27 protein-coding genes are annotated in these 24,251 nt (G+C 47.0%); 14 read left to right on the top strand and 13 right to left on the bottom strand.

All coding sequences use genetic code 11. From position 1 onward, the window contains the following. Nucleotides 1-5: 5 nt before the first annotated feature. On the bottom strand, nt 6-629 hold the full coding sequence (locus LL912_RS20370; RefSeq protein ID WP_235555454.1) for a bifunctional 4-hydroxy-2-oxoglutarate aldolase/2-dehydro-3-deoxy-phosphogluconate aldolase: 624 nt from the start codon (nt 627-629) through the stop codon (nt 6-8). 12 nt (nt 630-641) lie between these two features. Beyond that, nucleotides 642-1,652, bottom strand: coding sequence for an SMP-30/gluconolactonase/LRE family protein (locus LL912_RS20365; RefSeq protein ID WP_235555453.1), 1,011 nt, complete (start codon nt 1,650-1,652; stop codon nt 642-644). A gap of 238 nt (nt 1,653-1,890) precedes the next feature. Here LL912_RS20365 and ispG point away from each other — a divergent pair, with 238 nt between their 5' ends. Further along, entirely contained in the window at nt 1,891-3,912 is a 2,022-nt protein-coding gene (ispG, locus tag LL912_RS20360) for a (E)-4-hydroxy-3-methylbut-2-enyl-diphosphate synthase (RefSeq protein WP_235555452.1), read from the top strand. Between the two features lie 95 nt (nt 3,913-4,007). Here ispG and LL912_RS20355 read toward each other — a convergent pair whose 3' ends face one another. The 3 genes from LL912_RS20355 to LL912_RS20345 all read right to left on the bottom strand — a co-directional run bounded on the left by LL912_RS20355 (nt 4,008) and on the right by LL912_RS20345 (nt 8,094). After that, entirely contained in the window at nt 4,008-6,812 is a 2,805-nt protein-coding gene (locus LL912_RS20355) for an outer membrane beta-barrel protein (protein ID WP_235555451.1), read from the bottom strand. Nucleotides 6,813-7,016: 204 nt separating this feature from the next. After that, complete coding sequence (locus LL912_RS20350) at nt 7,017-7,583, bottom strand: hypothetical protein (RefSeq protein WP_235555450.1); 567 nt, start codon at nt 7,581-7,583, stop codon at nt 7,017-7,019. 121 nt (nt 7,584-7,704) lie between these two features. Next, a complete protein-coding gene (locus LL912_RS20345) occupies nt 7,705-8,094 on the bottom strand; it encodes a DUF1801 domain-containing protein (protein ID WP_235555449.1) in 390 nt (129 codons plus the stop codon). A gap of 181 nt (nt 8,095-8,275) precedes the next feature. Here LL912_RS20345 and LL912_RS20340 point away from each other — a divergent pair, with 181 nt between their 5' ends. Continuing rightward, nucleotides 8,276-8,794, top strand: a complete 519-nt coding sequence (locus LL912_RS20340; protein ID WP_235555448.1) for a hypothetical protein — start codon at nt 8,276-8,278, stop codon at nt 8,792-8,794. A gap of 61 nt (nt 8,795-8,855) precedes the next feature. Here the strand turns inward: LL912_RS20340 and LL912_RS20335 are convergent, their stop codons facing one another. From LL912_RS20335 to LL912_RS20325, 3 genes are all read right to left on the bottom strand, one after another. Next, nucleotides 8,856-9,395, bottom strand: a complete 540-nt coding sequence (locus tag LL912_RS20335) for a type 1 glutamine amidotransferase domain-containing protein (protein WP_235555447.1) — start codon at nt 9,393-9,395, stop codon at nt 8,856-8,858. Nucleotides 9,396-9,526: 131 nt separating this feature from the next. Continuing rightward, nucleotides 9,527-9,880, bottom strand: coding sequence for a TfoX/Sxy family protein (locus LL912_RS20330; RefSeq protein WP_235555446.1), 354 nt, complete (start codon nt 9,878-9,880; stop codon nt 9,527-9,529). 5 nt (nt 9,881-9,885) lie between these two features. Beyond that, nucleotides 9,886-10,272: a nuclear transport factor 2 family protein gene (locus LL912_RS20325; RefSeq protein ID WP_235555445.1), complete on the bottom strand. Its 387-nt coding sequence runs from the start codon at nt 10,270-10,272 to the stop codon at nt 9,886-9,888. Between the two features lie 98 nt (nt 10,273-10,370). On the opposite strand from LL912_RS20325, the gene LL912_RS20320 reads away from it, so the two are divergent. Next, complete coding sequence (locus LL912_RS20320; protein WP_235555444.1) at nt 10,371-10,778, top strand: winged helix-turn-helix transcriptional regulator; 408 nt, start codon at nt 10,371-10,373, stop codon at nt 10,776-10,778. Nucleotides 10,779-10,781: 3 nt separating this feature from the next. On the opposite strand, the gene LL912_RS20315 is transcribed toward LL912_RS20320, so the two are convergent. Then, nucleotides 10,782-11,801 carry an alkaline phosphatase gene (locus tag LL912_RS20315; RefSeq protein ID WP_235555443.1) on the bottom strand — a complete coding sequence of 340 codons (1,020 nt, stop codon included), beginning with the start codon at nt 11,799-11,801 and terminating at the stop codon, nt 10,782-10,784. A 109-nt stretch (nt 11,802-11,910) separates the two neighbouring features. On the opposite strand from LL912_RS20315, the gene nadB reads away from it, so the two are divergent. The 3 genes from nadB to LL912_RS20300 all read left to right on the top strand — a co-directional run bounded on the left by nadB (nt 11,911) and on the right by LL912_RS20300 (nt 15,695). Next, complete coding sequence (nadB, locus tag LL912_RS20310) at nt 11,911-13,527, top strand: L-aspartate oxidase (RefSeq protein ID WP_235555442.1); 1,617 nt, start codon at nt 11,911-11,913, stop codon at nt 13,525-13,527. A gap of 71 nt (nt 13,528-13,598) precedes the next feature. Continuing rightward, nucleotides 13,599-14,477, top strand: a complete 879-nt coding sequence (locus LL912_RS20305; RefSeq protein WP_235555441.1) for a lysophospholipid acyltransferase family protein — start codon at nt 13,599-13,601, stop codon at nt 14,475-14,477. Nucleotides 14,478-14,567: 90 nt separating this feature from the next. Beyond that, complete coding sequence (locus LL912_RS20300) at nt 14,568-15,695, top strand: transglutaminase-like domain-containing protein (RefSeq protein ID WP_235555440.1); 1,128 nt, start codon at nt 14,568-14,570, stop codon at nt 15,693-15,695. A 121-nt stretch (nt 15,696-15,816) separates the two neighbouring features. On the opposite strand, the gene LL912_RS20295 is transcribed toward LL912_RS20300, so the two are convergent. Beyond that, entirely contained in the window at nt 15,817-16,152 is a 336-nt protein-coding gene (locus LL912_RS20295; protein ID WP_235555439.1) for a cupin domain-containing protein, read from the bottom strand. A gap of 247 nt (nt 16,153-16,399) precedes the next feature. On the opposite strand from LL912_RS20295, the gene LL912_RS20290 reads away from it, so the two are divergent. From LL912_RS20290 to LL912_RS20280, 3 genes are read left to right on the top strand one after another with little or no spacing between them, the layout of a single operon-like run. Continuing rightward, complete coding sequence (locus LL912_RS20290; RefSeq protein WP_235555438.1) at nt 16,400-16,975, top strand: RNA polymerase sigma factor; 576 nt, start codon at nt 16,400-16,402, stop codon at nt 16,973-16,975. Nucleotides 16,976-16,986: 11 nt separating this feature from the next. Further along, the gene (locus LL912_RS20285) at nt 16,987-17,325 is read left to right on the top strand and encodes a myeloid leukemia factor (protein ID WP_235555437.1); all 339 of its coding nucleotides are present in this window, start codon (nt 16,987-16,989) and stop codon (nt 17,323-17,325) included. A 41-nt stretch (nt 17,326-17,366) separates the two neighbouring features. Then, on the top strand, nt 17,367-17,732 hold the full coding sequence (locus tag LL912_RS20280; protein WP_235555436.1) for an Hsp20/alpha crystallin family protein: 366 nt from the start codon (nt 17,367-17,369) through the stop codon (nt 17,730-17,732). A gap of 30 nt (nt 17,733-17,762) precedes the next feature. Here the strand turns inward: LL912_RS20280 and LL912_RS20275 are convergent, their stop codons facing one another. Continuing rightward, nucleotides 17,763-18,350, bottom strand: coding sequence for a Crp/Fnr family transcriptional regulator (locus tag LL912_RS20275; protein ID WP_235555435.1), 588 nt, complete (start codon nt 18,348-18,350; stop codon nt 17,763-17,765). Between the two features lie 42 nt (nt 18,351-18,392). Then, the gene (locus LL912_RS20270) at nt 18,393-19,118 is read right to left on the bottom strand and encodes a ThuA domain-containing protein (RefSeq protein WP_235555434.1); all 726 of its coding nucleotides are present in this window, start codon (nt 19,116-19,118) and stop codon (nt 18,393-18,395) included. Nucleotides 19,119-19,276: 158 nt separating this feature from the next. On the opposite strand from LL912_RS20270, the gene LL912_RS20265 reads away from it, so the two are divergent. Continuing rightward, a complete protein-coding gene (locus LL912_RS20265; protein WP_235555433.1) occupies nt 19,277-19,897 on the top strand; it encodes a helix-hairpin-helix domain-containing protein in 621 nt (206 codons plus the stop codon). Between the two features lie 6 nt (nt 19,898-19,903). Here the strand turns inward: LL912_RS20265 and LL912_RS20260 are convergent, their stop codons facing one another. Further along, nucleotides 19,904-20,986: a COX15/CtaA family protein gene (locus tag LL912_RS20260; RefSeq protein WP_235555432.1), complete on the bottom strand. Its 1,083-nt coding sequence runs from the start codon at nt 20,984-20,986 to the stop codon at nt 19,904-19,906. Between the two features lie 192 nt (nt 20,987-21,178). On the opposite strand from LL912_RS20260, the gene serS reads away from it, so the two are divergent. The 4 genes from serS (at nt 21,179) to LL912_RS20240 (ending at nt 24,236) form a co-directional block, all read left to right on the top strand. Then, the gene (gene serS, locus LL912_RS20255) at nt 21,179-22,453 is read left to right on the top strand and encodes a serine--tRNA ligase (RefSeq protein ID WP_235555431.1); all 1,275 of its coding nucleotides are present in this window, start codon (nt 21,179-21,181) and stop codon (nt 22,451-22,453) included. Nucleotides 22,454-22,754: 301 nt separating this feature from the next. Beyond that, complete coding sequence (gene pnuC / locus LL912_RS20250) at nt 22,755-23,375, top strand: nicotinamide riboside transporter PnuC (RefSeq protein ID WP_235555430.1); 621 nt, start codon at nt 22,755-22,757, stop codon at nt 23,373-23,375. A gap of 117 nt (nt 23,376-23,492) precedes the next feature. Further along, nucleotides 23,493-23,810, top strand: coding sequence for a c-type cytochrome (locus LL912_RS20245; protein ID WP_235555429.1), 318 nt, complete (start codon nt 23,493-23,495; stop codon nt 23,808-23,810). Nucleotides 23,811-23,906: 96 nt separating this feature from the next. Further along, on the top strand, nt 23,907-24,236 hold the full coding sequence (locus tag LL912_RS20240; protein ID WP_235555428.1) for a c-type cytochrome: 330 nt from the start codon (nt 23,907-23,909) through the stop codon (nt 24,234-24,236). The last annotated feature ends 15 nt before the right edge of the window (nt 24,237-24,251 follow it).

Genomic DNA, 24,251 nt, shown 5'->3' with positions numbered 1-24,251 from the left:
TCTTTTTAGGATTGAATGGCCTGCACAAACTGGCGGGCATTTTCTTTTAGCGTTTCCAGGTATGCATCGGTTACCGGTTGTTTGGTATCGACCAATGCACTGCCGATACCAAATCCCACGGCCCCGGTTTTCAGATACGCACCAATATTTTCCGGTGTAATGCCCCCTGTAGGCAATAAGGGAATATGTGGCAGCGGGGCTCTGAGGTCTTTGATGTATGCAGGAGAGTTGGCAGGAAACACTTTCACGATATCAGCGCCGGCTTTGTGAGCCGTATAAATTTCGGTAGCCGTATAGGCTCCCGGAATGCTAACAGCACCCAGCCTCTTACTTGCATCAATGACGCGTTCTTCCACAACCGGAGAAAGAATAAAACGGGCTCCGGCACGCACTGCATCCGCAGCGTGGGCGGCATCAAGGACTGTTCCGGCACCAATTATCATCGCATCGCCCAGTTTATCGGCTACCTGCTCGATGGCCTGTAGTGGTGCTTCTGAATTCATGGTAATTTCCAGCAGCCGGATGCCCCCTTCATATAATGCGGTAGCAATACGGACCACCTCCGAAGGAGCAGCACCTCTTAAAATGGCAATGAGTTTATTTCGGGTTATTTGTTGATAAACGGTCATATGTTGTTGCTGTTATTTTAATGTTACTTTTAATACACAATGATCAGCGGTAATAAAGAGCGTGCGGTAATCTTCCGAAAACGCACAATTAGACGTAATCAAGCTGGTCTTGATTCTGCCCAGTGCCCGGCCTTCTTTATTAAAGATCCATACGCCGCCCGGCCCCGGCGCAAAAACAACCCCTCTTTTATTGATCTTAATTCCATCCGGTGTGCGGTGCTCTTTTTGGAAAATGGCCGTACCATTAAAAAAAACACGTCCGTTGGCAAGCCCGCCCTCTTTATCCAGATCATAGATATACCAGTGCGGTTTTTGCGGATCCGAGTTGGCAATCAGCAACTGCTTTTCGCCCGGAAAAAAAGCAATACCATTCGGCCGGGTCAGGCTGTCGGCCAATAAGGTAACATGTCCGTCCTTTGCAATGCGGTACACCCCATGAAACGGCAGTTCCCTTGCAGGATCTTCCGGTCCCTGTTCCAATCCGTAAGGCGGGTCTGTAAAATAGATGGCGCCATTGCTTTTAACGGCCAGGTCATTGGGACTATTGAACTTTTTGTTCCGATAGTCGCCGGCGGCTGTAATAAATGCCGGTTCTGGGTTTGCAAGCGGAGCATTCATTACTGAGATGCGGCGGTCGCCATGCTGGCAAAGCACCAGCTGACCACGGGCATTGATGGCCAGTCCGTTTGACCCCAGTTCTTTACCCCGCGGAACAGCGGCTGTGTATCCCGAAGGCTCCAAGTAAATCCGGGTACCTTTTTCCGCAGTCCACTTATAGATCCTGTTGTTCAATACATCGGAAAACAGCAACATCTTTTCCGCCTCCACCCATAAAGGTCCTTCTACCCATCCGAAGCCATCCGCAATTACCGATACTGTGGCATGGGTATCGATCACGGCATCCAGGTTTGGGTGCAGCCGTTCAATAACCGCCACCGGTGGTTGCTGTGCCCGGGTTGTTAAGGCAAGCAACATCAAAAACGCAATAAACGTACGTACAGACACAGGCTTTTTAATAAACATGAAGCGCATCGTTAACCGGGAGGAAAGATAAACAGAAAAGATGGAACAGCCAATGTCCTGCTCCCGCAGATCCGCGGATAAGTGCAAAAGAAAGCGATCACCATCAACCCGGGCCAAAGATGCAAAAATCAGAATCTGCACAGAAGACGAAACTGCCATGAGATACCTGAACAAAAAACCGCCAGCAGCTGCAAGTTTATAAATGAATGTACACTCAAACATTGGTTATCTTTGCAGCATGGAATTATACGCAGCATCACTCACTTCATATAAAAGACTGTTAACCAAAGAGGTAAAGATTGGAGATTTATTATTAGGTAATAACCATCCCATCCGGGTGCAAACCATGACCACCACCGATACGATGGATACCATCAGTACAGTGGAACAATCCATCCGGTGTATTGAAGCCGGAGCCGAGCTGGTCCGCATTACAGCGCCATCCAAAAAGGAAGCCGAGAACCTGCTGAATATTAAGAATGAATTGCATAAAAGGGGCTATCATACACCGCTGGTAGCCGATATTCATTTTACACCGAATGCTGCTGAAATTGCCGCGCGTATCGTTGAAAAAGTGCGGGTGAACCCGGGCAATTATGTTGATAAAAAGAAATTTGAACAGCTCGAATACACAGATGCGGAATATGCGGAAGAAATTGACCGGATCCGCGAACGGTTCACTCCCCTGATCAAAGTATGTAAGGAATATGGAACGGCTATGCGCATCGGTACCAATCATGGCAGCCTGAGCGACCGGATCATGAGCCGTTATGGCGACACCCCCATGGGAATGGTGGAAAGTGCCATGGAGTTCCTGCGTATTGCAAGAGATGAAAATTATCACCAGATCGTGCTGAGCATGAAGGCCAGCAATCCTATCGTGATGGTACAGGCCTACCGGTTGCTGATCAAAACGATGGATGAAGAGTTTGGGGAGATCTATCCTTTGCACCTGGGCGTTACCGAAGCAGGCGATGGCGAAGACGGCCGTATCAAATCGGCCATTGGTATTGGTACGCTTATGGAAGACGGTATCGGTGATACGATCCGTGTTTCACTGACCGAAGACCCCGAGCTGGAGATCCCCGTATGCCGGGATATTGTGAAGCGGTATGAAAGCAATTCGTTAAAGGACTCGCCAGCGGATACGCACTCACCAAGATCAGCAGGCCAGCCGGTTGACCTGGCCACCGCCAAATACAACCCTTTTCAGTCGCAAAAACATCGGACTACAAGCGTTGGAAACATAGGAGGCGAACAGGTACCGGTGGTAGTAGCCGATCTTAGCAAGCTAAACACGATTACCCCGGCGTCCTTACAGGCCGTAGGTTATACGTACGATGCAGGGAATGATAAATGGCATGTTGCCGACGCCGCAGCGGATTATATTTATACCGCGAAGGCCGAACTGGATTTTCCCCTGCCGGGAATGTTGAAAGTGATCACTACACCGGAACATTGGGCAACGGCGCAGGACCCGACAAAATATTTTCCCCTATATGAGACCGGTGCATTCATCAATACGGCCCCTACAAGTCCGCTGCTGAATTTTGTAATGCTGGATGCAGACAACCTGCAAGACCTGAATGCCCTGGCGGGTAAAACGAATATCGTACTCTGCCTGAGCAGCCGCCGGAAAAATGCGATGCAATCTGTACGCCGTATGTGTATTGAACTGGAGGAACGCGGTATCCAACATCCATTGGTCTTTATTACAGACAGTGACTGGAGCACGGCCGATGAGCATTTAATCCACTTTGCTACTGAAACCGGCGCCTTGTTCCTGGATGGTTATGGCAACGGTATTTGCCTGGGCATGAGCGCCGAAGCTTACAATACATTTAACGACGCTCAGTTGAGCGGACGGCGCTATACATTGGCCACAGATACCGGAGCTGCAGAGCAGTTTATGAACAACACAGCTTTCAGTATTTTACAGGCCACCCGCACCCGCATTTCCAAAACAGAATATATTTCCTGCCCTTCCTGTGGCCGGACGCTGTTTGATCTACAGGAAACCACCACAAAGATCCGCTCCGTTACCAACCACCTCAAAGGTGTAAAAATTGCGATCATGGGTTGTATTGTAAACGGACCAGGCGAAATGGCCGATGCCGATTTCGGCTACGTAGGTAGCGGCCCGGGAAAGATTACACTTTACAAAGGCAAGGATGTGGTAAAACGGAATGTGAACAGCGATATTGCTGTGGAGGCGCTCATCGACCTATTGAAAGAAAACGAGGTATGGATGGAGCCTTAGGTTTTGTGATCAGTCATCAGTTTTCAGCAGTCAGCCATTAACTTTCATAAATAACGGTTTCATTCCACATCGAAAGACCGGAATGAAACCCGTTCCTAAAACAACAGCAACGACTGTCCGCCTACTTTTTTCTTGGCCCCGGAGGGACGTATATTATAAGTAAATGTAGCCATATAGTAGTTACCTAATACGTTGCCCCGCCGGTAACGGAGCATGTTCTGCGACAATTCCACATTAGTATCATTCATTTTCCGTAAGATGTCGTTTACACCCAGCCGCAACACACCCGCTTCATTTTTAAACATGGTAATATTCAGCGCTGCGTTCCAACGTACAAATCGGCGCAGGGAGGGGTCCACAATAGCGCTGTTCTGCACAAAGGTTACATTGTTTTCAAGGATAATATGTTTGGGCCAGCGCAGGATCTGCTCCGAACTGATTTCATAATTCGAAACCCGGTACGATTGAAACAGGGCCCTATTGGAGTTCCGAACCCTTTGCCCGCCGTAATTGACGTTATTATTCCATTCAAACACATCATTCCAGTTTAAGCCGATACCGGCCCAGAGATTCATGTTGTTCCGGTACTGTTTGCTCAGCTCATTGTTATAACTAAAGAAGTTTTCGTTGTACTCATAATAGAACCCGATGTTCGAATTCATGGTAAACCGCTGTGAAAATTTATTTTGCTTATTAATGCCCCCATTGCCGGAAATACTTTTGCCACCATTGGCGTTTACCGGCATGATAATCTGGGTGCCGTTATCCTGCAACAGAATGTTTTGGATCACATCATTTTTAGTTGTAGCCGCCCGGGCCCATCCCCACACATTCAGGCTGAGCTTGGGGTCATAGGTATACATATTCAGCTGCAAACTATGCCGTATGGCCGGCAGCAGATCAGGATTACCGTTATTGGTCACATAGGGGTTGGTATTGTCAAAAACCGGGATCAGGTAGCGATAATCGGGCAGAACCACTTCTTTGCGGTAATCGATGTTCAGCTTGCCGTAAACAATGCCCAGCTCCGGCAAAAAAGTGTTCAGCCGTTGCACCACATCTTCAGGCATAGACACCAGCCGGTTTGTAAAACGCTGCGACTGGTAGCGAACCCGTGGGGTAACCGTTAATTTTTTGTATTTGTATTCCAACCCCATAGCCGTGGAAAGACTGTTGCTGGTGCGCTCAAACCGGTTGCTGAGGTCATTGTTCAACAGAGTGAAGCCGCCCGACCCATCAAGGCCATAGGTACGGATCGTATTGGTGAGGTATTCATACTCATACCGTGCGTCTACACGGGCAGAAAGATTTTTAACCAGAGGCTCGCTGTAATTGCCATTGATGCTGGCATTGAGCGTAGGCACCTTCTCCTGTCGCAACTGGTCAAACAGGCTGTCCTTCAACTGCGGATACTTGTAATGAATCAGCGAATGGGTAGTTGCTGCATTATCCCGCAGCTGCCAGATGAGCTGATGATTTATCGTAAACCGGCGTCCTTTACGGGCCCCGGACAGCCGGTTATAATTTAAATAGTGCCGGTAATTCCGGCTGATATTATCTCGGTCCAGGTCTACACGGCCATCGCTCAGGCTGCCCAGCACCGAATGCGTACTTTGCACCAGCGTATACCGGTCGTCCACCGTATTGCCGGTCATGTAGTTGATACCCGCCTGGATATTGGTTAGAGAATCTGGTCGCAGTTTAGCGCCCAGCCCGATATTATGAGCATTGATCAGTACTTTAGCCTTTTCGTCTTCAGTTCTTTTTAAGATGGTATCGCCATTATTATATTCGGTATATCCGTCGTTTTTTACATCCACCTTTACATTGCCGTAAAAATATTGTCCAAAGATCGATTGTTTATTGCTGGGAGAATGGTTAATGTTCACCCCCAGGCCAGAACTGGTGCTGATTCCTCCGTATTCTGTGATGCCGCCAAAGTTGATATTATTGATCCGGATACCCGAACCTCCGTTTGAATTGCGCCAAATGCTGATACTGCGGTTACTGTTTACATCCGAGTTACGCTGCATCCCCCCCGTTTGCATCAGCTCAGAAAAACTAAACCCCGGACGGTTGAGATTATTGGTGTAGCCCAGGGCGCTCACCTGTAATGTATCTCTGAATACATTGGCAATAGCACCCGCTTCATAGGTACCTGCCGTGCCAACACCTGCATACGCTTTTCCAAACATTCCCTTCTTTACGCCTTTTTTGAACGTCAGGTTAATGACCTTGCCCACGTTATTAATATTATCATCTCCTCTCCGCAGCAGCTCCTCTTTATCATCCGTCACCTGCACCTTATCGATTACATTAGAAGGGAGATTGCGCGTAGCCATTTTCGGATCATCTCCAAAAAAGGCTTTCCCATCTACGGTAATCCGGTTCACCGGCTTGCCGTTTACCGTAATATTTCCGTCGCGATCTACCTGTACTCCGGGCAGCTTTTTCAAAAGGTCTTCCACCAGGGCGTTGGGCAGGGTTTTAAACGCCGCCGCATTAAACTCAATGGTATCCTTGCGTACGGCCATCGGCGGGCGCTCCGCTACCACCAGCACTTCATCCAGTGAAGTGCTGTCTGGTGCCATCCAAAGCGTATCCAGGTTGAGCAGGGGCGACGTCAGGGTAAAATCTTTTCGCATCACCTTATAACCTGTAAAGGTTGCAATAACCCGCAGCGGCGTATGCAGCGGCAGACCCGGAACTTTAAATACCCCGTCGATAGCAGACAGCCGGTAAGTGATAATGCTGGTATCGGCGGCCTTATATACCGTAACGGTGGCCAGATAGAGTCCTTTTTTGGTTTGTGTATCTAGCAGTGTTCCGGTGATGCTGCCCTGGGCCTGGCTCCATAAGGCAATAATCAGCAGGAAAACAATCATTCCTGTTTTCTTCATGAGCATTCTTTTTAAGCAAGGTTATTTAAAAACACCACCCTCCGCTTATATGCTGTGGCAAAAGCGCAAAACAATGGTATAAAACGGGTAAAGTGCAGTGCGAATTTATACGACAATATTCGTATTAAAAAATCGTAGATAATTTTTAGGAAATCGATAACAATTCCTTATCAGAGAAATTTTTCCTTAAAAGACCATCTTTTGCTAAAAAAAGTAGTGCCGGAGTATATAGGAAATCTCATACAGGATGAAAAGCAGGGCCAGCGCATATTGAAACCGGATATTATTAAACCGGATGCCCAGCAGGCATAGCACAATGTGAACGAGATTGCGTACCGGGTATTCCCAGTGCAGCGACAGGAAATACTGTTTTCCCTTCAAAAGCGTATCCACAAAGTCAGTAATAAAAATGACAATCAGGAATGAAAAAAACCATTGCTTTCGTGAAAAGAAATAATCCCGGTATCCGTTATAGCCAACAATATTATCAGGGAAGATCAGTACAGTAAGGGCAAAATACATGGTTGTATAAAAAATGAGGAACAGGTATTCCAGGAAATTCCAGCTTCCCACTCCTGTCAGCCGCGCTTCCCACCACCAGAAATGAATGACCAGCAAAAACGTGTAGCCCACCCATAACAAATGCAGCGGATTGGGCTTGGGCCCTTTCCGGAGGTCGATCAGTTTCACTGCATTTTTAAGCAACTGGGCGATCCCGAACCCCAGAATAATGCTGATCATGGTTCTTACATGGGTGAAGGTTTCTTCCATAACAGTAAGGTTTGCAGGCGTTCAAAACGCATTTTGCGGAAGCAACAGTTTTAACACACACTCAATAAAGATCCAGACAAACCGGAATATCAAAATCCGGGCAGCCCATCCCGCCTGCGCATCATTTCAACCGCTCCAGTACGCCCCTGCGTTTTACAATATTTTTATAGTCCCATTGAATATGCATCGCCTTTTTAAGCCATCGTTTCAGGTCTTTTTTGTTCACCTCGGCTTCGTGCATGTAGCGGGCCTCCGCTGCTTTAAAACTACCCTCCGGCAACAATCCGGGTTCCTCAAACGACTGTCCGCTCCAAAACAGCAACCGCACGCTATCTTTTAGTTTGCTGTATCCAACAACAGGGTTTCCATCAAGGAACCATACCGGGTGCCGGTGCCAGATCTTATTTTCAGCCTGCGGCAGATGAGCGGAGATTTCTTGTGCCAGCAAATTACAGATGGCCTGGTCTTCTTTCGTTTGGGCGTTATTGTAAGCGGTTGTATCCGGGCTCATGGTGCAATTTTAGTGGAAGATACTGCATTTATTTTTTCATCCCAACAGATATAGGAATTGTCGGGCAATTTGTAAATGAGCGATGGGCTTCCGCGAACAAAGATGATGCCCGGACACCTTTGTTGCACTTCCTTCCATTTTTACGTTTCATAGCATAATACCATTAACAAAAAACAGTACAATGAAATATCAGTTCCTGCTTATGATAACAATGCTTATTATATGCCTGTCCTGCAAAAAAGCGGTGTTCGAAGACGATTATCAGCAGAGTTACCGGACATGGCTCAGTTTCAGAGATAATAGCAGGAATCAATATCAATACACAAAAGTCTTCAGTTCCTGGAGTGGTAGTAAAACGGAATATACCATAACCGTAAAAAACGGGGCTGTTATCCGGCAGGAATACAAAGGCTTTATCATGAATTATGACATCCATCAACAGGAACTAAAGGAAACCTGGATTGAAACAACAGACAATATTAACACCCATCATCCGTATGAAACAGCCCTTACACTCGATAAGGTTTACATAAAGGCAAAGAATGAATGGTTAAAAGTAAACCCAGATGAAAATCATATCTATTTTGAAACCCAAAACCGCGGCATGATCTCTTCCTGCGGTTTTGTACCAAAAGGTTGCCAGGACGATTGCTTTCAGGGCATTCGAATCACGGATATCCGGAGTATTTCAGGCAGCTAACAAATACAAAAAGGATCCTACCGTACAAACAGGATCCATTTCAGGAACAACATTTTAAGACCTACTCCGCATGCACCCCTTCCTGTATTTCTTCTACCATTTTCTTGTTAAATGCGGGGAGGTCTTTGGGTGTACGACTGGTTACCAGCCCTGCATCCACCACCACTTCTTCATCGACCCATTCAGCACCTGCATTTACGAGGTCCACGCGGATAGCGGGTACCGATGTCATTCTCCGGCCATTTACCACACCCGCATTGATCAACAATTGCGGCCCATGACAAATTGCGGCAACCGGTTTCTGCTGATCAAAAAAGTCGCGTATAAAATCCAGAGCCTCCTCGTTGGTCCGCAACTTGTCGGGGTTCAGTACCCCTCCGGGCAGTACAAGGGCATCAAATGCTGAGGAATCTGCTTCCGCCACCGTTTGATCCACTGGGTATTCCTTTCCCCAGTCTTTTTGCGCCCAGGACCTGATGCTACCAGCCTCCGGGCTGATGATCAGCGCTTCCCAGCCCTGCTGTTCCAGATGTTCCTTCGGGGATTTCAGTTCGCTTTCTTCAAAACCATGCGTAGCAAGAACGGCGATTCTTTTTTTCATGTTACTGTGTTTTTTTGGTTTAACAATTTTTGAAAGAATAGACTCCTTTCTTTTTACCACAAAAACCAGTCCTGAAGCCAGGGCCACTATTAGGATTGTGTTAAAGAATGCCGGAATGCTGTTCCGGGAAATCAACGCTTGCGGGCTTTTGAGGAAATCGCTGTATCAATCGTTTTATTATGTTCCAGGGCCAGCGCAATCCAGTAATCCAGGGCTGCTTTTGTACGAAGCTGATCCTCGCTTATGTGCACATATCCCCTGTAGATACGCCCCCTCATGATAACACTGCTGCAGTCCCTTTTTGCTACCAGCAGATCATGCAAAGCCGGATCCACCCGGCACATGATCCGGCCCGGCCCAACAGTAAGACACATTTTCCCATTAACCATAAAGGCCAGTCCGCCAAACATTTTCTTTTCCTGAACACCCGGAACAGCTGAGAGGGCCCGCCGCATACGCTGTGCAAGGGATTCGCTGTATGCCATAAATTTCAACTGTTTGACGGTGTATTTTTCTGAAAAGTCAGCGTGTCAAAAAAAATCGTGAGGGACTGCAGTTTTCCGTTTCGCGCTTCCCAGATTTCAGCCACATCACCACTGATACGGTTGCCGTTCGGAAATGTATAATCATAGGTTCCAACCACGCAGGCCTTATTTCCTTCCACGATCATCTCTTTTACCTGCATCGTATTGTATACCCGCGAAAACCGGTCGATTACCTGCCGGTAAGCGGCTTTCCCGATAAGTGGTTCGGGGCGGGTCATATCACCACCCGTGAATATAAAGTCCTCGGCAAGTGTGGTTTCCCATCCTTCCTTGCGGGCAAACCCATTGTAATACTGTTCCAAAAGTTGTTTTGTGGTAGCTGTCTGATTCATTGTGCTGGTTTTTACTTTTAAGCAATCCGTATCTTTGCGCTTGCAAAATGCAAGCACTAAATTAGGAAAGTTATTGCAAAATGCAAGAACTTTAAAAAATGAGCAAGAAAAGATCCGACTGCCCCATCAGCTGTTCGCTGGATATTTTTGGTGACAAATGGTCGCTGTTGATCATCCGCGATGTGATGCTGCGCGGCAAATGTTCTTACAGCGAGTTTCTGAAATCGGAGGAAAAAATCGCTACCAATATACTCTCCAGCCGTTTGGCGTTATTGGAAGCAGCACAGATCCTGTCAAAAGAAGTAGCCCCGGAAAACCGTTCTAAATTTATTTATCACCTTACGCAAAAAGGAGCCGATCTGCTGCCCATCATCATCGAACTGATGGATTGGGGCGCGCGTTATCATGATCATTGTCCGCGCAGGGAACTGGGAAAAAAGATAAAAAAAGATAAGGCCGCTGTCATTGATGAATATATGCAGCGCCTAAAAAAGCAAATCCGGTAGGAATTACCGGAAGGCCTCCTTAACCGGCAGGCCCCGCCAGCTTTCCGGCATCTTCAGTCTCAAGAGCCAGGCGATGGTGGCCGCTGTATCATAGGTAATAATCGGCTGTTTTAGAGCGCGCCCCTTTTGCACACTCCGGCCGTATACGATCCAGGGGATCTGCACTTCATCCAGCGATTTACCACCGTGGCCCTTGCCCTTTCCACCATGATCCGCTGTTACGATAATTACAGATTCATTGGCAATCCCGGCATCTTCCACGGCCTTCACGATCCTGCCAATGCGGGCATCTACTTTTTGCAGCTCTTTATAATACTCCGGGGTACGATGACCGATATTATGCCCTACTCCATCCGGCTCATCCAGGTGCAAAAAGGTCAGCACCGGCTTATGTGTCCGGATAATGGCAATGGCCGTATCCACACAAAAATCATCCTTATCTTTTCCGGCTACCCGTATGGTAGTAGCATTTTTTTCTACCAGCGGTCCGATCCCCTGCCAGCTATAGATCAATGCAGTCATCGCCTGCGGCCGTTGCTCCTTCAATATCGAAAAAACAGAAGGAAATAAGCCCAACCGGCTGGTATCTGCCGAGGGAATTTCCGGCACTGCGCTGTTCCATTCTGTATAGCCGTGTACCGTAGGCCCGGCGCCCATTAACAAAGAAGCCCAGTTAACCGCACTGGAAGAAGGGAGTACCGAACGGGCTTTTAAAGACCAGGCGCCCTCCTGCATCAGCTTTTTCAACTGTGGCATCTCGGCTTCCGGCAGCGCGTAAGCACCAAATCCATCACACCCGATTAGGATTACATGTTTTACTTTAGAAGGTTGGGCCATTGCGGCAACAGACAGCCAGATACTCATTAACGCAATGATCATTCTACGCATATTGCTCATCATCGTTTTTTCTTTTACATCCGTACAGAACGAAGATACAGAAGAAGCTTTGTCAGAATGACACAGCAACTGAACAACCGGTTGCACATTCACAAGGCGTTCCTTCAGGGGCAGCTCCTTGTTCAAAACGGTTTCATCAACCTTTCCCGGTTTTTTACTCTCATTTTAGAAGCGTTTGCCGGTCCTTTATTCCCAAAACCAAATAAATCCTATTTTTACTGTTTAAACAAAGCACATGCAGCAGGTAGATTTTCTGGTGATCGGAACGGGTATTGCGGGCCTTACATATGCCTATAAGATGGCGCATCGGTTCCCGGATAAAAAAATACTGGTATTGACCAAGGCGGCGGCAGATGAAACCAATACCAAATACGCCCAGGGCGGTGTAGCCGTGGTGAACGATCTGGAACATGATAGTTTTGAAAAACATATCGAAGATACCCTGATCGCCGGAGACGGCCTCTGCAATAAAAAAGTCGTTGAGATTGTTGTTACAGAAGGGCCCGAACGCATCAATGAGCTGATTGCCCTGGGCACCAATTTTGATAAAGAAGCAGACGGTGACTATAAGCGGGGTAAAGAAGGCGGGCACAGCGCGTTCCGCATCCTGCACCATAAAGACATTACCGGGTGGGAAATGGAGCGGGCCTTACTGGAAGCAGTAGGATCCTGTCCGAACATTGAAATCATCAAGCACTGTTTTGTCATTGATCTCATCACCCAGCACCATCTGGGCTACCTGGTTACCAAGGCTACGCCCGATATTGAATGCTATGGCGTGTATGTGCTGAACCTGCGTACCAATGAGATTGAAACCATACTCGCAAAAACCACCTACCTGGCTTCCGGGGGCAACGGGCAGGTATACCGAACGACCACCAACCCCGGCATTGCTACCGGTGATGGAGTGGCTATGGTGTACCGTGCCAAGGGACGTATTGAAAATATGGAATTCATCCAGTTTCATCCCACGGCTTTGTTTGAAGCCGGGTTAACCGGTCAGGCATTTTTGATTACAGAAGCCGTCCGGGGCGATGGCGGTATCCTGCGCAACAAGGACGGGGAGGCCTTTATGGAAAAATACGACGAGCGCAAAGACCTGGCCCCCCGCGATATTGTGGCACGCGCGATCGACAGCGAGATGAAGCGGACCGGTACTGAGCATGTATGGCTGGACTGCCGCCATTTTGAACTGGAAAAATTTCTGGAACACTTTCCCAATATTTACGAGAAATGTAAAAGCATCGGCATCGATATTACACAGCAGATGATTCCCGTATCACCGGCAGCACATTACAGCTGTGGTGGTATTAAGGTAGATGAATGGGGACAAACCTCCATACGCAACCTGTATGCAGTAGGTGAATGCAGCAGTACAGGATTGCACGGTGCCAACCGGTTGGCCAGCAATTCGCTCCTGGAAGCGATGGTATTTGCACACCGCTGTTTTGAGCATGTATCCGCGAAAGCTCTGAATAATGAGCTGAATGATCATCATTACAATGGCCCAATTCCCGAATGGAATGCCAAAGGCACCATGCAGCCCAGGGAAATGATCCTGATTACTCAAAACCTGAAAGAGCTAAGGCAGGTTATGTCGGATTATGTAGGGATTGTGCGCAATAATATCCGTCTGGAGCGCGCTTCCAAACGGCTGGATCTTTTATGGGAAGAAACCGAACAACTGTACCGGTCAAGCAAGGTATCTCCACAATTGCTGGAGTTGCGCAACCTGATCACCGTTGGATACCTGATTGTAAAAGGCGCTATCTTCCGCAAAGAAAGCCGGGGTTTAAATTACAATACGGACTACCCCGAAAAGAGCGTGCTCGTTCAGAACGTGGTGCTGTAGCAGTATTGAGATTTGGAGCTTGAGACTTGAGATTTAGTATTTAAGATTTGGGGATTTAGTATTAGTATTTAATGTATTATATTGTTTACGGATTTTTGTATCTATGCTCCCTGCTTCCGCTGCCGGTATTATACCTGTTGTCGGACTTTTTTTATGCCGTAGTTTACTATCTCATCGAATACCGGAAAAAAGTGGTTATGGACAACCTGGCCATCGCCTTTCCCGAAAAAACGATGGAAGAACGGAAGCGGATCGCTAAAGATTTTTACCATAAATTCATCGATTCCTTTGTAGAAACAGTGAAGCTGCTTTCTGCACCGGATGCTTTTTTTGAAAAGCGCTTTACCGGAAACTGGGAAGTGGTAGACCGTTACTATGACCAGAACCGGAGTGTACAATTGATCCTGGGGCATACGTTTAACTGGGAATGGGGCAATGTACAGATCGTACGTAAGATCCGGCATACCTTCCTCGGTGTATATATGCCCATTAGCAGCAAACCGCTGAACCGGGTATTTAAAAAACTACGTTCCCGCAGCGGGGCCGTGCTCCTGAGCGCACATCACATGACCCGTGAATTTTTACCTTACCGCAAAGCCCTCTACTGCCTGGGCCTTGTTGCCGACCAAAGCCCGGGACATTTAAAGAATGCACGGTGGTATAACTTCTTCAACAGGAAAACAGCCTTTACTGTTGGACCAGCAAAAGGCGCCATTACCAATGATGCTGTTGTCATATTCGCCTCCATTGCACGCAGGAAACGGGGCTATTACAAGGTTACTTTTACAGTAGCAGACGAACATCCCAAAGCCAATGTGAATGAAACCCAACTTACAAAAAAATTTGTGCAATTCCTGGAAGCTACCATCCGCAGGAGCCCGGATATGTGGCTCTGGAGCCATCGCAGATGGAAGCACGAATGGAAGGAAGGTGATATCATGGGCGAATGATACAGATTCACATAAAAAGCATCCAAATACACAACCGGCCAATGTGGCCGTTATACCCGGCGTTTATATTTGTACCTGAAAAAATGTACAATGAAAGCAAAAACCCTTGTATTACTGTATTCGATTTTCTTAACCCCGGCGGCCCTTGCACAAAAAGCACTGCCGGTAATAAAAGCAACTTCTGCCAGTGTTGATATCAGGAATGATGATAAACTGGCAAAAAAAGTATGGCGCGTCGTTCCGGAGAAGCCATTGGATGTGTATACCACTTCCGCAAAACAGGTAACTTTTTATACGGATATTGACTCAATCTCTTTTACCATTGGCCCTCAGCAACAATGCGACTTTGTGATTTTGCTAAACGGGAAGGATTCAGCAAAAACACGAATCCGGTACCAACCCTCAAGACTTGATCTATTAAAAGCCGCCGGGGAATATAATGCTGAAGACCATCGTTTCATTCCCCCCTTCACGTATCAATCTGCAGACAACCCCAACTTAAAGAAAATCCGTGAGCACCTGCAATTAGATTCGGTGGCCGGAAAGGGCAGTGAATTATCCCGGATCTTCAATCTCCTGCATTGGGTACATAATCTGGTTAAGCATGATGGCGGCAGTAATAACCCTGTCCTGAAAAACGCCATAGATTTGATCAACACCTGTAAAGCCGAAAGCCGGGGCGTGAATTGCAGGATGCTGGCAACCATTCTTAACGAATGTTACCTGTCGATAGGCATAAAATCGAGATATATAACGTGCATGCCCAAAGAAACAAAATTTGATGATTGCCATGTAATCAATATGGTATTCAGTAAGGAGCTGGATAAGTGGATATGGATCGATCCGACCTTTGACGCCTATGTGATGGATGAAAAAGGAAATCTTTTAGGAATACAGGAAGTCAGAGAACGATTGGTTAACGCACACCCCCTGGTATTGAATGCAGACGCCAACTGGAATCGCAAAAGCCTGCAGACAAAAGAAGGATATCTCGAAGGTTACATGGCAAAAAACTTATACCGCCTGCAAACGCCGCTTGTTAGTGAATCTGACACCGAAACCTGGAAAAAGGGAAAAACGGTCACTTATGTGGAATTACTTCCATTAGATGGCATTGAGCAATCTCCGCAAAAAAAAGAATCCACAAATATGGCCACAGGTGTTACGTTAACCTATTATAAAACCAATAGCCCCCGTCTGTTTTGGGCAAAGCCTTAGCAGAAGATATCCGGAAGATTAGCAACAGCCTTTGGAAAAACGATAACATGTACTATCCGGAAAAAGAAGAAAGGTCCGGCAGACCCTGCTGCAAAAATAACCCGGCAACCGTGGTATTGTTTTAGAGAAAATCTTCCCGGCGCGGACTGAATGCATCGATCAGCATGCCCGCTTCCAGGCAGGTACATCCATGCAGTACATGCGGAGGCACATAAAAACCGTCGCCGGCCCCCACCACTTTCTTTTGATCGCCGATGATCAATTCAAAGGCCCCGCTCGCTACGTAGCTCGCCTGCGAATGGGGGTGTGTATGCATTGCTCCCACTGCACCTTTTTCAAATTGCACTTTTACCAGCATCAGGTTGTCATCAAAACCATATACCTGCCGCTGTGCTCCCGGCCCGGCGTCCTGCCACGGTGTTTCATTATCTACCTGGAAAAAATTACTTTGCACCATTTTTATTGTTTGAATAGACGCGATCCCCAGTCTCCCACACGTAAGATTGAAAGACGGAAGTATTATCGGTCTCCGGTTGTTAAAACAAGCGCAAATTTATTAAACCCGCCGGTTTTACATCCTAAACCAGGTTTTCTGCCGGAATATTTCCGACGAAATGCCGGCCAGCGGTACTTTTTCTGCAAAAAAATAAAAACCAGGGCTTTTTTTTAAAGTAATTTATCCGCCCATTCGTCTTATCTTTCTAATGCAGGAGCAAAAACTGGCAATATTGGCGGAAGAAAGGAAGCAAAACGTCATCCAGACCGTAAAGGAATACGGTAAACGTCTCTTTGGTTTTATCCGTAAAAACGTAAACACCGATGCAGATGCGGAAGATATTTTGCAGGATGTCTGGTACCAGTACACCAATGCCACAGCCACCCAAACCATTGAGCAGGTCAGCGGCTGGCTGTTTAAAGTGGCCCGCAATAAAATCACGGATAAATACCGGAAGAAGAAAGACAACCGGATCGATGATTTCCAGTACGAGAATGAGGAGGGCGAACTTCAATTCCGCGAACTGTTTTTTACGCTGGACAATGATCCGGAACTGGCAGACATTAAAAAATTGTTCTGGGAAGAACTGTTTGCGGCCCTGGAGGAGTTGCCTGCAAATCAGCGCGATGTTTTTATTTTGAACGAGCTGGAGGAAAAAACCTTACAGGAAATTGCCGATGCAGCCGGCGAAAATTTAAAAACCATCATCAGCCGGAAGCGGTATGCGGTATTGCACCTGCGCAACCGGCTGCAGTATTTATATGATGAATTAATGAACTATTAAATAACATTATTATGAATTATGGAAGAAAAGGCAGACGGCCCCGTGTTTTTTTGTTTGTGCTGCTGGGATTACTGGCCGTCCTCCTGTTTGGATGGATCGTAATGCTTTTATGGAATGCCATATTGCCCGATCTGCTGAACACGAAACACATCAGCTACTGGCAGGCAGTAGGATTGCTGGTGCTTTCCAAGATCCTTTTTGGAGTTGGTCCCGGAAAACATCATCATAAGGGCCCGTCGGAGCGTCTCCGCCAGAAATTCCGGAATATGAGTGAGGATGAACGAAAGGAGTTCCGGGAAGCATGGCGGCAACGCTGCGGCCAGTGGCGGCGCTTTCCTGGCGAGGAATAGCCGGATCAGGTACTAAATCAAACAATAAAACCCCTCTCTTTATGTACATACAGGACTATAGAAGACCCAAATATAATGTGCCCATCAATATCGAAGAACGGGACGATTGCTACCGGTTAACGGCATATGTGCCGGGATACCCGGAAGAAAACATCCGCACACAGATCATCAATGACACCCTGGTCATTACCGGCAGCCGTGACGAAGATGATGCTGTTGTAGAATTTCTGAAACAGGAATTTCCCGTAAGGGATTTTGAACGCAGTTTACATCTGAATGGTCTTGTGGATACGGCCTGTATCAACATCCGGTACCAGGATGGGGTGTTAACAATCTTCCTGCCCAAAAAACAGGAAGCCTCCCTGTATCATATCCGGCAGCAACTGGAAGCATCACTTGCGGGATAGTCCTCCGGAGCATCAGTACGAACTGGTGGTTTATGCTTTTGGTTGAAGACGGGAGGTCCGCTTCCGGATCCGGCTAAGGCTTTCCGGTTCGATTCCCAACATGGAAGCGATATATTTTAAAGGCACCCGGCGGATGATCTCCGCGTCGTGCTCTACCAGTTCCAGGTAGCGGGTTTCGGGCGATTTAACCATTATATCCAGTGTTCGCTGCACGGTGATCAAAAAAAGTGATTCCGCCATCTTGCGCCCAAAACGCTCAAATACCTTCGCCCGCTCATATCCTTTCTGCATATGGTCGTAATGAAGTTGAATCAGCACCGTATCTTCCAACGCTTCTATATGCATCATCGATTTTGAACGGGTCAGAAAGGCTGCGTAATCGCTGGCCCACATATTCTCCCGAAAGATCTTGTATGTATGCTCTTTTCCTCCGATCTCATGATAAAATCGGATCAATCCTTTATCAATGTAATAAACATGGTTAGCGATTTCGCCCACACGGCTTACTTTTTCGTTTTTCCGCACTGTTCTTACTTCCATATCCGCAGTCAGAAAAGCCAGTTCTTCTTCATTAAAATGAAGATATCCCTCCAGGTTTTTAATAAGATTGGTAAACATCTTGTTTGTCTTGATAACAGGTGTCGCAATAGCAGCGGCAGGTTATTTCCATTTTTTATTCTTTCCCATAGCATACCGGATACCGCCTAAAATATGTTCCAGGAACAACGGGTCAGTATATGATTCATTCACATGCCCCAGTTCCGTATAAAAAACCCGGCCACCTTCAAAATTGTGGTACCAGGCCATAGGATGGAAGGCACCGTTCTTGCCGCCTTCATAGCTGTTCTCATCGATCGTGATCAGTACCTTTACGTCCTTATTCAGGTTTTTAAAATTGTACCATTCATCCTTACGGATCCATTGCGCCGGAAGATGCCTGGTGCTGATATGGGTTCTGTCGGTAACATTCAATGTGGCGGTCTGCTGTTTGGGGTGACTCAGAAACCAGGCACCCATCATCTGATTATACCAGGGCCACTCATACTCTGCGTCAGTGGCTGCATGAATGCCGACGATTCCCCCACCCTTGTGCACATAATCCTGAAGCGCTGTTTGCTGCGCCGCATCAAATAGCGTACCCGTGGTGCTCAGAAAAACGATGGCAGCATATTTTTTCAGGTTGGCCTCCGTAAATGCTCCGGAATCCTTTGTACTGTCTACCGAAAAACCATGATCAGTACCCAGTTTATAGATTGCCGGCAGACCGGCTTCTATGGACTGGTGGTAAAAACCCGCCGTTTTATAAAAAACGAGGATCTTTGGCCTGGCGGCACCGGCAGTGGTCACTACCACCAGCAGCAATAATAATAGGGCTATCTTTTTCATGTCAAAATTTAAACCGTTACGAAATCAGTTTTAAAGATAATGCGCCTTGCTTAAATATAACCTCATAAGACTCATAAACTTATCGATAAATGGAGAATTCCTTCCCAAAAATCCCCTGGGAATCGCTATTTTTGTGTTTTATATAAATTTTATTGAATATGAAGGATGTCGTATTCTCGCTCCCCGGCGAGGCGCTTGGAACCGCAAACTCGGCTGTTCTGCTAGGAGATTTTAATAACTGGGATATTGATAAGGCTATTGCCTTAAAGCCTCATAAAGACGGTACGTTAAAGGCAAAAGTAAAGCTGGAGCCCGGGCAAACCTATGAATACCGGTTTTTGTTAAGCGACGGCCGCTGGGTAAATGACTGGGAAGCCCAGGGTTATGTACATAAGCATCATTTCGGCATCGACAATTCGGTGATTACCGTTGAGGCGGGTCTGCCGGCAGAAAAAAAGACAAAGACCAAGGCCGCAGATAAAGCACCCAAAGCTGCTGCCAGGACAGCAAAAAAAGTAGCCGAAGTGGTGAAGAATGATCTTACAAAGATTGAAGGGATCGGCCCTGCCATTGCAAAGTTGCTGGAACAGGAAGGCATTCAAAACTTTAAAGACCTTTCCAAAGCCACCATCAAGAAATTAAAGGGTGTTCTGGACGCTGCCGGAAGCAAATTTGCAATGCACGATCCCAAAAGCTGGCCCAAACAGGCGAAATTGGCCGCCGCTGAGAAATGGGAAGAGCTGAAAGCGTTACAACAGGAACTGCTTGGCGGAAAATAAAGAAACTCAGGAAACAGTCGTTGGTACACCCATGGCTGTTTTTGTTTGCAGCACCGCCGCCTTCCTTACCAAAAACAGGGTAACTACCATACAAACCAGCAGCAGCATGCCTACGAGTTGGTGAAGAATGCTGAGCAGTAGTTTTCCCGGGGTAAGGTAGTTCATCAATGCCAGTATGCCCAGTACTACCTGTACCAGTACCAGAGCCATGGGCAGGAAACGGATTTTATACAGTAATGTAAACTTTGGAAGCCTGATCAATCGCAGGGTGAAAACCACCATCAGTACCGTGATCAGGTAGGCCAGTCCACGGTGGATAAATTGAATGGTAATCAGGTTGTGGGTGATATCGCTCCAAAAACCGCCTTCAGTCAGCATCGATGCAGAAGGGATCATGCTGCCGTTGATGGTGGGCCAGGTAATGGACGCTTTACCCGCATGCGTGCCAGCCATAAAGGCGCCATAGATCAGCTGTAAGGTAATTACGGCCAGCAGCAGGATATTAAAATGGCGTATGCTGTTATCGGTTGCGACCTGATCTTCCCTTACGGTTAATTTCAACGCAAACCAAACCACATAACACAACAACAGCAGGGCGGCCAGGAAATGCACAGCCAGGCGTATATGGCTTACATACACCAGGTCGGTACCCACGCCGCTGCTGACCATGATCCAGCCGATAGCCCCCTGCAGGCCACCCAGAAAAAAGAGGATGATCATAGGCCCCAGCATACTGCGGTCTATTTTCTTTTTTACAATAAACCATATAAAAGGGATCAGGAATACAATACCGATCAGCCGCGCCCAATCGCGGTGCAGCCATTCCCAGAAATAGATGCCCTTAAAATCCGACAGGGTAAAATGATTATGGATGTATTTAAATTGCGCGATCTGTTTATACTTTTCAAACGCCTCATTCCAGGCCTGTTCGTTCATTGGTGGCAGGGCGCCCAGGATCGGTTGCCATTCGGTAATAGAAAGCCCGGAACCGGTAAGTCTTGTAAGTCCGCCTAACAAAACCTGTATGATGAGCATTCCGGCGCCGATAAACAACCAGGTGGCAACCGGTTTATTCTTTTGTAATTGCATAACGCGCAAAATTATTAAATTATTTGGTTTATGATCTGAGATTTCTGATTCGAGCATCCAGCTTTCTGCCTTCAGCGTGCTGCATCGGGAAGCTCTATATTCCGGATTCCCGGGCTAAAAGCTAAGCACTGATAACTAACTGCAGACCGCTCAAACAACAAACATTTATCTTTGCAAAAATTTTTTTGAAGCATGTTGCAATTACAGGTATTACGACAGGACACAGAAGCTGTTAAACAGCGGCTGGCAGTAAAGAACTTTAAAGAGCTTGGACTGGTGGATGAAATCATTTCGCTGGACGATCAACGTAAAAAATCGCAGCTTGAGTTTGATACCACGCAATCCCTAATCAACAGTGCTTCAAAAGCCATCGGTCAGCTAATGGCTAAGGGCGATAAAGAAGCCGCCGAAGCAAAAAAAGCAGAGGTAGCCGCCGCCAAGCAAAAACTACAGCCCATCAGTGAACAGCTGGCCCAAACAGAAAAAGAGCTGCAGGAAAAACTGGTACTGCTGCCAAACCTGCCCGCACCCCTGGTTCCTCCGGGGCATAGCGCGGAAGACAACGAAGTGGTACGGGAAAACGGTACCAGGCCTGTACTGGGCGCCGATGCGGTACCGCATTGGGATCTGATCAAAACATTTGACCTGGTTGATTTTGAAACCGGCGCCAAAATAACCGGCAGTGGCTTCCCCTTGTATAAAGGCCAGGGAGCCCGGTTACAACGTGCACTGGTTCAATATTTCCTGAACGAGAACATAGCGGCAGGTTATACGGAATACCTTCCCCCGTTTATGGTTAATGAAGCCTCGGCCTACGGTACGGGACAGTTGCCCGATAAAGAAGGGCAGATGTATCATATGCCCGCGGATAATTTTTATATGATCCCCACTTCCGAGGTCCCGGTAACGAATATTTACCGCGACACGATTCTGAAACCGGAACAATTACCGGTGAAGATGACGGCCTACTCCCCCTGCTTCCGACGTGAGGCCGGCAGCTTTGGTAAAGATGTGCGCGGTCTTAACCGGGTACACCAGTTTGAAAAAGTAGAGATCGTACAACTTACTCATCCCGACAAAAGCTATGGAGCACTGGAAGAAATGGTGGCCCACGTAGAAAAACTACTGCAAAGCCTGGAACTGCCCTACCGCATCCTGCGACTTTGCGGCGGAGATATGTCGTTCACCTCTGCGCTTACGTACGATTTTGAAGTATACAGCGCCGCCCAGGAACGCTGGCTGGAAGTAAGCTCCACTTCTAACTTTGAGGCCTATCAAACCAACCGGATGAAGATCCGCTTCAAAGACGAGAATGGTAAAACCCAGCTGGTTCATTCACTTAACGGCAGCGCACTGGCATTGCCGCGTATCGTAGCCTGTTTGCTGGAAAATAATCAGCAGGGCGATCAAATCCGGCTGCCCAGGGTGTTGGTGCCGTATTTCGGAAAAGAAGCAATTACAAAATAAGCCATTGCAGATATAGCATTTAAGTCTCGTTTTTAAAAAACGTCAATTCAAAATTGACGTTTTTTTTATTTGTTATCATACTGCCAGCTAGCGGTCGGGCATTCCTGTTCCAGGATTACCGTCTGGAACCCCGGGCAGCGACCCGACATATTTGAGAATGCATTATCTTCAGGTTGTATGAGCAGCAGATTTTGCCGATATGTAAAGTTTACCTGGCATGAAAGTGATCACATAAAACACAATCACACTGAAACATATTTTTGACATCCAAACCGAGCTCTTTCGGGTACTGGGATATTCCATGAGTTACCTTGAATTTTTTGGAGTGCTGAGCGGTCTTGCAGCCACCTGGCTTTCTGCCCGCGCACATATCATCAGTTGGCCCGTAGGCATCGTAAATGTGATCCTTTCCTTCTTGCTGTACTACCAGGTACACCTGTATCCGGATATGCTGCTGCAGGTCTTTTTTCTTATTACCAATATCATGGGCTGGTGGCGCTGGGCGCATCCCCGGGTGTTTGAAGCAGATACTAAAAAACAACTGAAAGTTAGTTTTATGAAACCGGCACAGTTAACACGCACCATTCTGCTGGCCGGAGCCGGCACGTTCCTACTGGGAAATTTTGCAGGCCGTCTGCATGAATGGTTTCCTAAAATTTTCTCTGCACCCAGCTCCTTTCCTTTTGCAGATTCCTTTATCATGATCATGAGCATCCTGGCTACTTTTTACATGATTCAGAAAAAAATCGAGTGCTGGATCATCTGGCTGTTGGTAGACATTGCCGCTACGGTGCTTTATTATGTAAAAGGTATCCGGTTCTATAGCCTGGAGTACCTCATCTTTACCGGCATCGTCATTTTTGGCTTTCTCCACTGGATAAAGGAGTACCGCTCCTACTCCTCAAACCCCAGGAGCATCTAAAAGCCCTGTAAAGGTTTGATCATACCGGCACCCGATTTCAGGCTTAACCTCAAAAAATAATTGTCATGGAATTGTAAGTTGGCTTATTTATTGCTAATTTTATGAAAACAATCGTTTATGAAAAAGATAATTCTTTGTGCATACATTGCCCTGGTAGCGGCTGTTGCCTGTACCCCCAAAGCGTCGCCAACCACTACAGACGCTATCATTCCAGAGGCTTCCAGTGTTAGCAGTAACCAGGCTACCATTGATGCCGGTCATACGATCTTTACTACAAAATGTACCAAGTGCCACGGAGCAAAAGATAAAGCTGTTGCCTCCAAATCGTATGAAGAATTAAGACCGATATTGGCCTCCATGACTAAAAAGGCCAAGCTGAGCAAGGAAGAGATCGAGCAGGTTTCGGCTTATGTATACGCCAATGCAAAAAAATAACAACCACTGTCTTATAAAAGTAAACCTCCTTTTAACAGGAGGTTTTTTATTTTTTAATGGCTTATGATTAATATTGCATAAACCATTCCAGAATATATGAAGAAATTAGCAGGTCTGTTTTTTGTATCCGCTGTTGTTATTTTCAGTTGTAACCGCAAAGCCGCGCCAACCATACCCAACAGGCCGGTTGAGCCGGTTGCCGGCAATAAGGCGGATACCGCAGACTTCAGTTCCAGCAATCCGCTGGTGGCCGGAAAGGCTATTTACGAAATAAAGTGCACGAAATGCCATAAGGCAAAAAATGTGGCCGACTGGACGCAGGATGAATGGAAACCGATCCTGAATTCAATGGTAAAAAAGGCCAAGCTCAATGATCTCCAGGTATCGCAGGTGACACAATATGTAAATGCGAACGCAAAAAAATAGCTGCTGCAATCCTTA

Origin of the sequence: Niabella agricola, assembly GCF_021538615.1 — a bacterium.
In the GTDB taxonomy this organism is placed as follows: domain Bacteria; phylum Bacteroidota; class Bacteroidia; order Chitinophagales; family Chitinophagaceae; genus Niabella; species Niabella agricola.
The sequence above is the reverse complement of the archived record's forward strand: the minus strand, read 5'-3'. Positions and strand labels throughout refer to the sequence as shown.

What these genes read in the sequence shown, in the direction of transcription:
- LL912_RS20370 (WP_235555454.1), bottom strand. Translation starts at nt 629, where the DNA reads ATGACCGTTTATCAACAAATAACCCGAAATAAACTCATTGCCATTTTA.
- LL912_RS20365 (WP_235555453.1), bottom strand. Translation starts at nt 1,652, where the DNA reads ATGTTTATTAAAAAGCCTGTGTCTGTACGTACGTTTATTGCGTTTTTG.
- ispG (WP_235555452.1), top strand. Translation starts at nt 1,891, where the DNA reads ATGGAATTATACGCAGCATCACTCACTTCATATAAAAGACTGTTAACC.
- LL912_RS20355 (WP_235555451.1), bottom strand. Translation starts at nt 6,812, where the DNA reads ATGAAGAAAACAGGAATGATTGTTTTCCTGCTGATTATTGCCTTATGG.
- LL912_RS20350 (WP_235555450.1), bottom strand. Translation starts at nt 7,583, where the DNA reads ATGGAAGAAACCTTCACCCATGTAAGAACCATGATCAGCATTATTCTG.
- LL912_RS20345 (WP_235555449.1), bottom strand. Translation starts at nt 8,094, where the DNA reads ATGAGCCCGGATACAACCGCTTACAATAACGCCCAAACGAAAGAAGAC.
- LL912_RS20340 (WP_235555448.1), top strand. Translation starts at nt 8,276, where the DNA reads ATGAAATATCAGTTCCTGCTTATGATAACAATGCTTATTATATGCCTG.
- LL912_RS20335 (WP_235555447.1), bottom strand. Translation starts at nt 9,395, where the DNA reads ATGAAAAAAAGAATCGCCGTTCTTGCTACGCATGGTTTTGAAGAAAGC.
- LL912_RS20330 (WP_235555446.1), bottom strand. Translation starts at nt 9,880, where the DNA reads ATGGCATACAGCGAATCCCTTGCACAGCGTATGCGGCGGGCCCTCTCA.
- LL912_RS20325 (WP_235555445.1), bottom strand. Translation starts at nt 10,272, where the DNA reads ATGAATCAGACAGCTACCACAAAACAACTTTTGGAACAGTATTACAAT.
- LL912_RS20320 (WP_235555444.1), top strand. Translation starts at nt 10,371, where the DNA reads ATGAGCAAGAAAAGATCCGACTGCCCCATCAGCTGTTCGCTGGATATT.
- nadB (WP_235555442.1), top strand. Translation starts at nt 11,911, where the DNA reads ATGCAGCAGGTAGATTTTCTGGTGATCGGAACGGGTATTGCGGGCCTT.
- LL912_RS20305 (WP_235555441.1), top strand. Translation starts at nt 13,599, where the DNA reads ATGTATTATATTGTTTACGGATTTTTGTATCTATGCTCCCTGCTTCCG.
- LL912_RS20300 (WP_235555440.1), top strand. Translation starts at nt 14,568, where the DNA reads ATGAAAGCAAAAACCCTTGTATTACTGTATTCGATTTTCTTAACCCCG.
- LL912_RS20295 (WP_235555439.1), bottom strand. Translation starts at nt 16,152, where the DNA reads ATGGTGCAAAGTAATTTTTTCCAGGTAGATAATGAAACACCGTGGCAG.
- LL912_RS20290 (WP_235555438.1), top strand. Translation starts at nt 16,400, where the DNA reads ATGCAGGAGCAAAAACTGGCAATATTGGCGGAAGAAAGGAAGCAAAAC.
- LL912_RS20285 (WP_235555437.1), top strand. Translation starts at nt 16,987, where the DNA reads ATGAATTATGGAAGAAAAGGCAGACGGCCCCGTGTTTTTTTGTTTGTG.
- LL912_RS20280 (WP_235555436.1), top strand. Translation starts at nt 17,367, where the DNA reads ATGTACATACAGGACTATAGAAGACCCAAATATAATGTGCCCATCAAT.
- LL912_RS20275 (WP_235555435.1), bottom strand. Translation starts at nt 18,350, where the DNA reads ATGTTTACCAATCTTATTAAAAACCTGGAGGGATATCTTCATTTTAAT.
- LL912_RS20270 (WP_235555434.1), bottom strand. Translation starts at nt 19,118, where the DNA reads ATGAAAAAGATAGCCCTATTATTATTGCTGCTGGTGGTAGTGACCACT.
- LL912_RS20265 (WP_235555433.1), top strand. Translation starts at nt 19,277, where the DNA reads ATGAAGGATGTCGTATTCTCGCTCCCCGGCGAGGCGCTTGGAACCGCA.
- LL912_RS20260 (WP_235555432.1), bottom strand. Translation starts at nt 20,986, where the DNA reads ATGCAATTACAAAAGAATAAACCGGTTGCCACCTGGTTGTTTATCGGC.
- serS (WP_235555431.1), top strand. Translation starts at nt 21,179, where the DNA reads ATGTTGCAATTACAGGTATTACGACAGGACACAGAAGCTGTTAAACAG.
- pnuC (WP_235555430.1), top strand. Translation starts at nt 22,755, where the DNA reads ATGAGTTACCTTGAATTTTTTGGAGTGCTGAGCGGTCTTGCAGCCACC.
- LL912_RS20245 (WP_235555429.1), top strand. Translation starts at nt 23,493, where the DNA reads ATGAAAAAGATAATTCTTTGTGCATACATTGCCCTGGTAGCGGCTGTT.
- LL912_RS20240 (WP_235555428.1), top strand. Translation starts at nt 23,907, where the DNA reads ATGAAGAAATTAGCAGGTCTGTTTTTTGTATCCGCTGTTGTTATTTTC.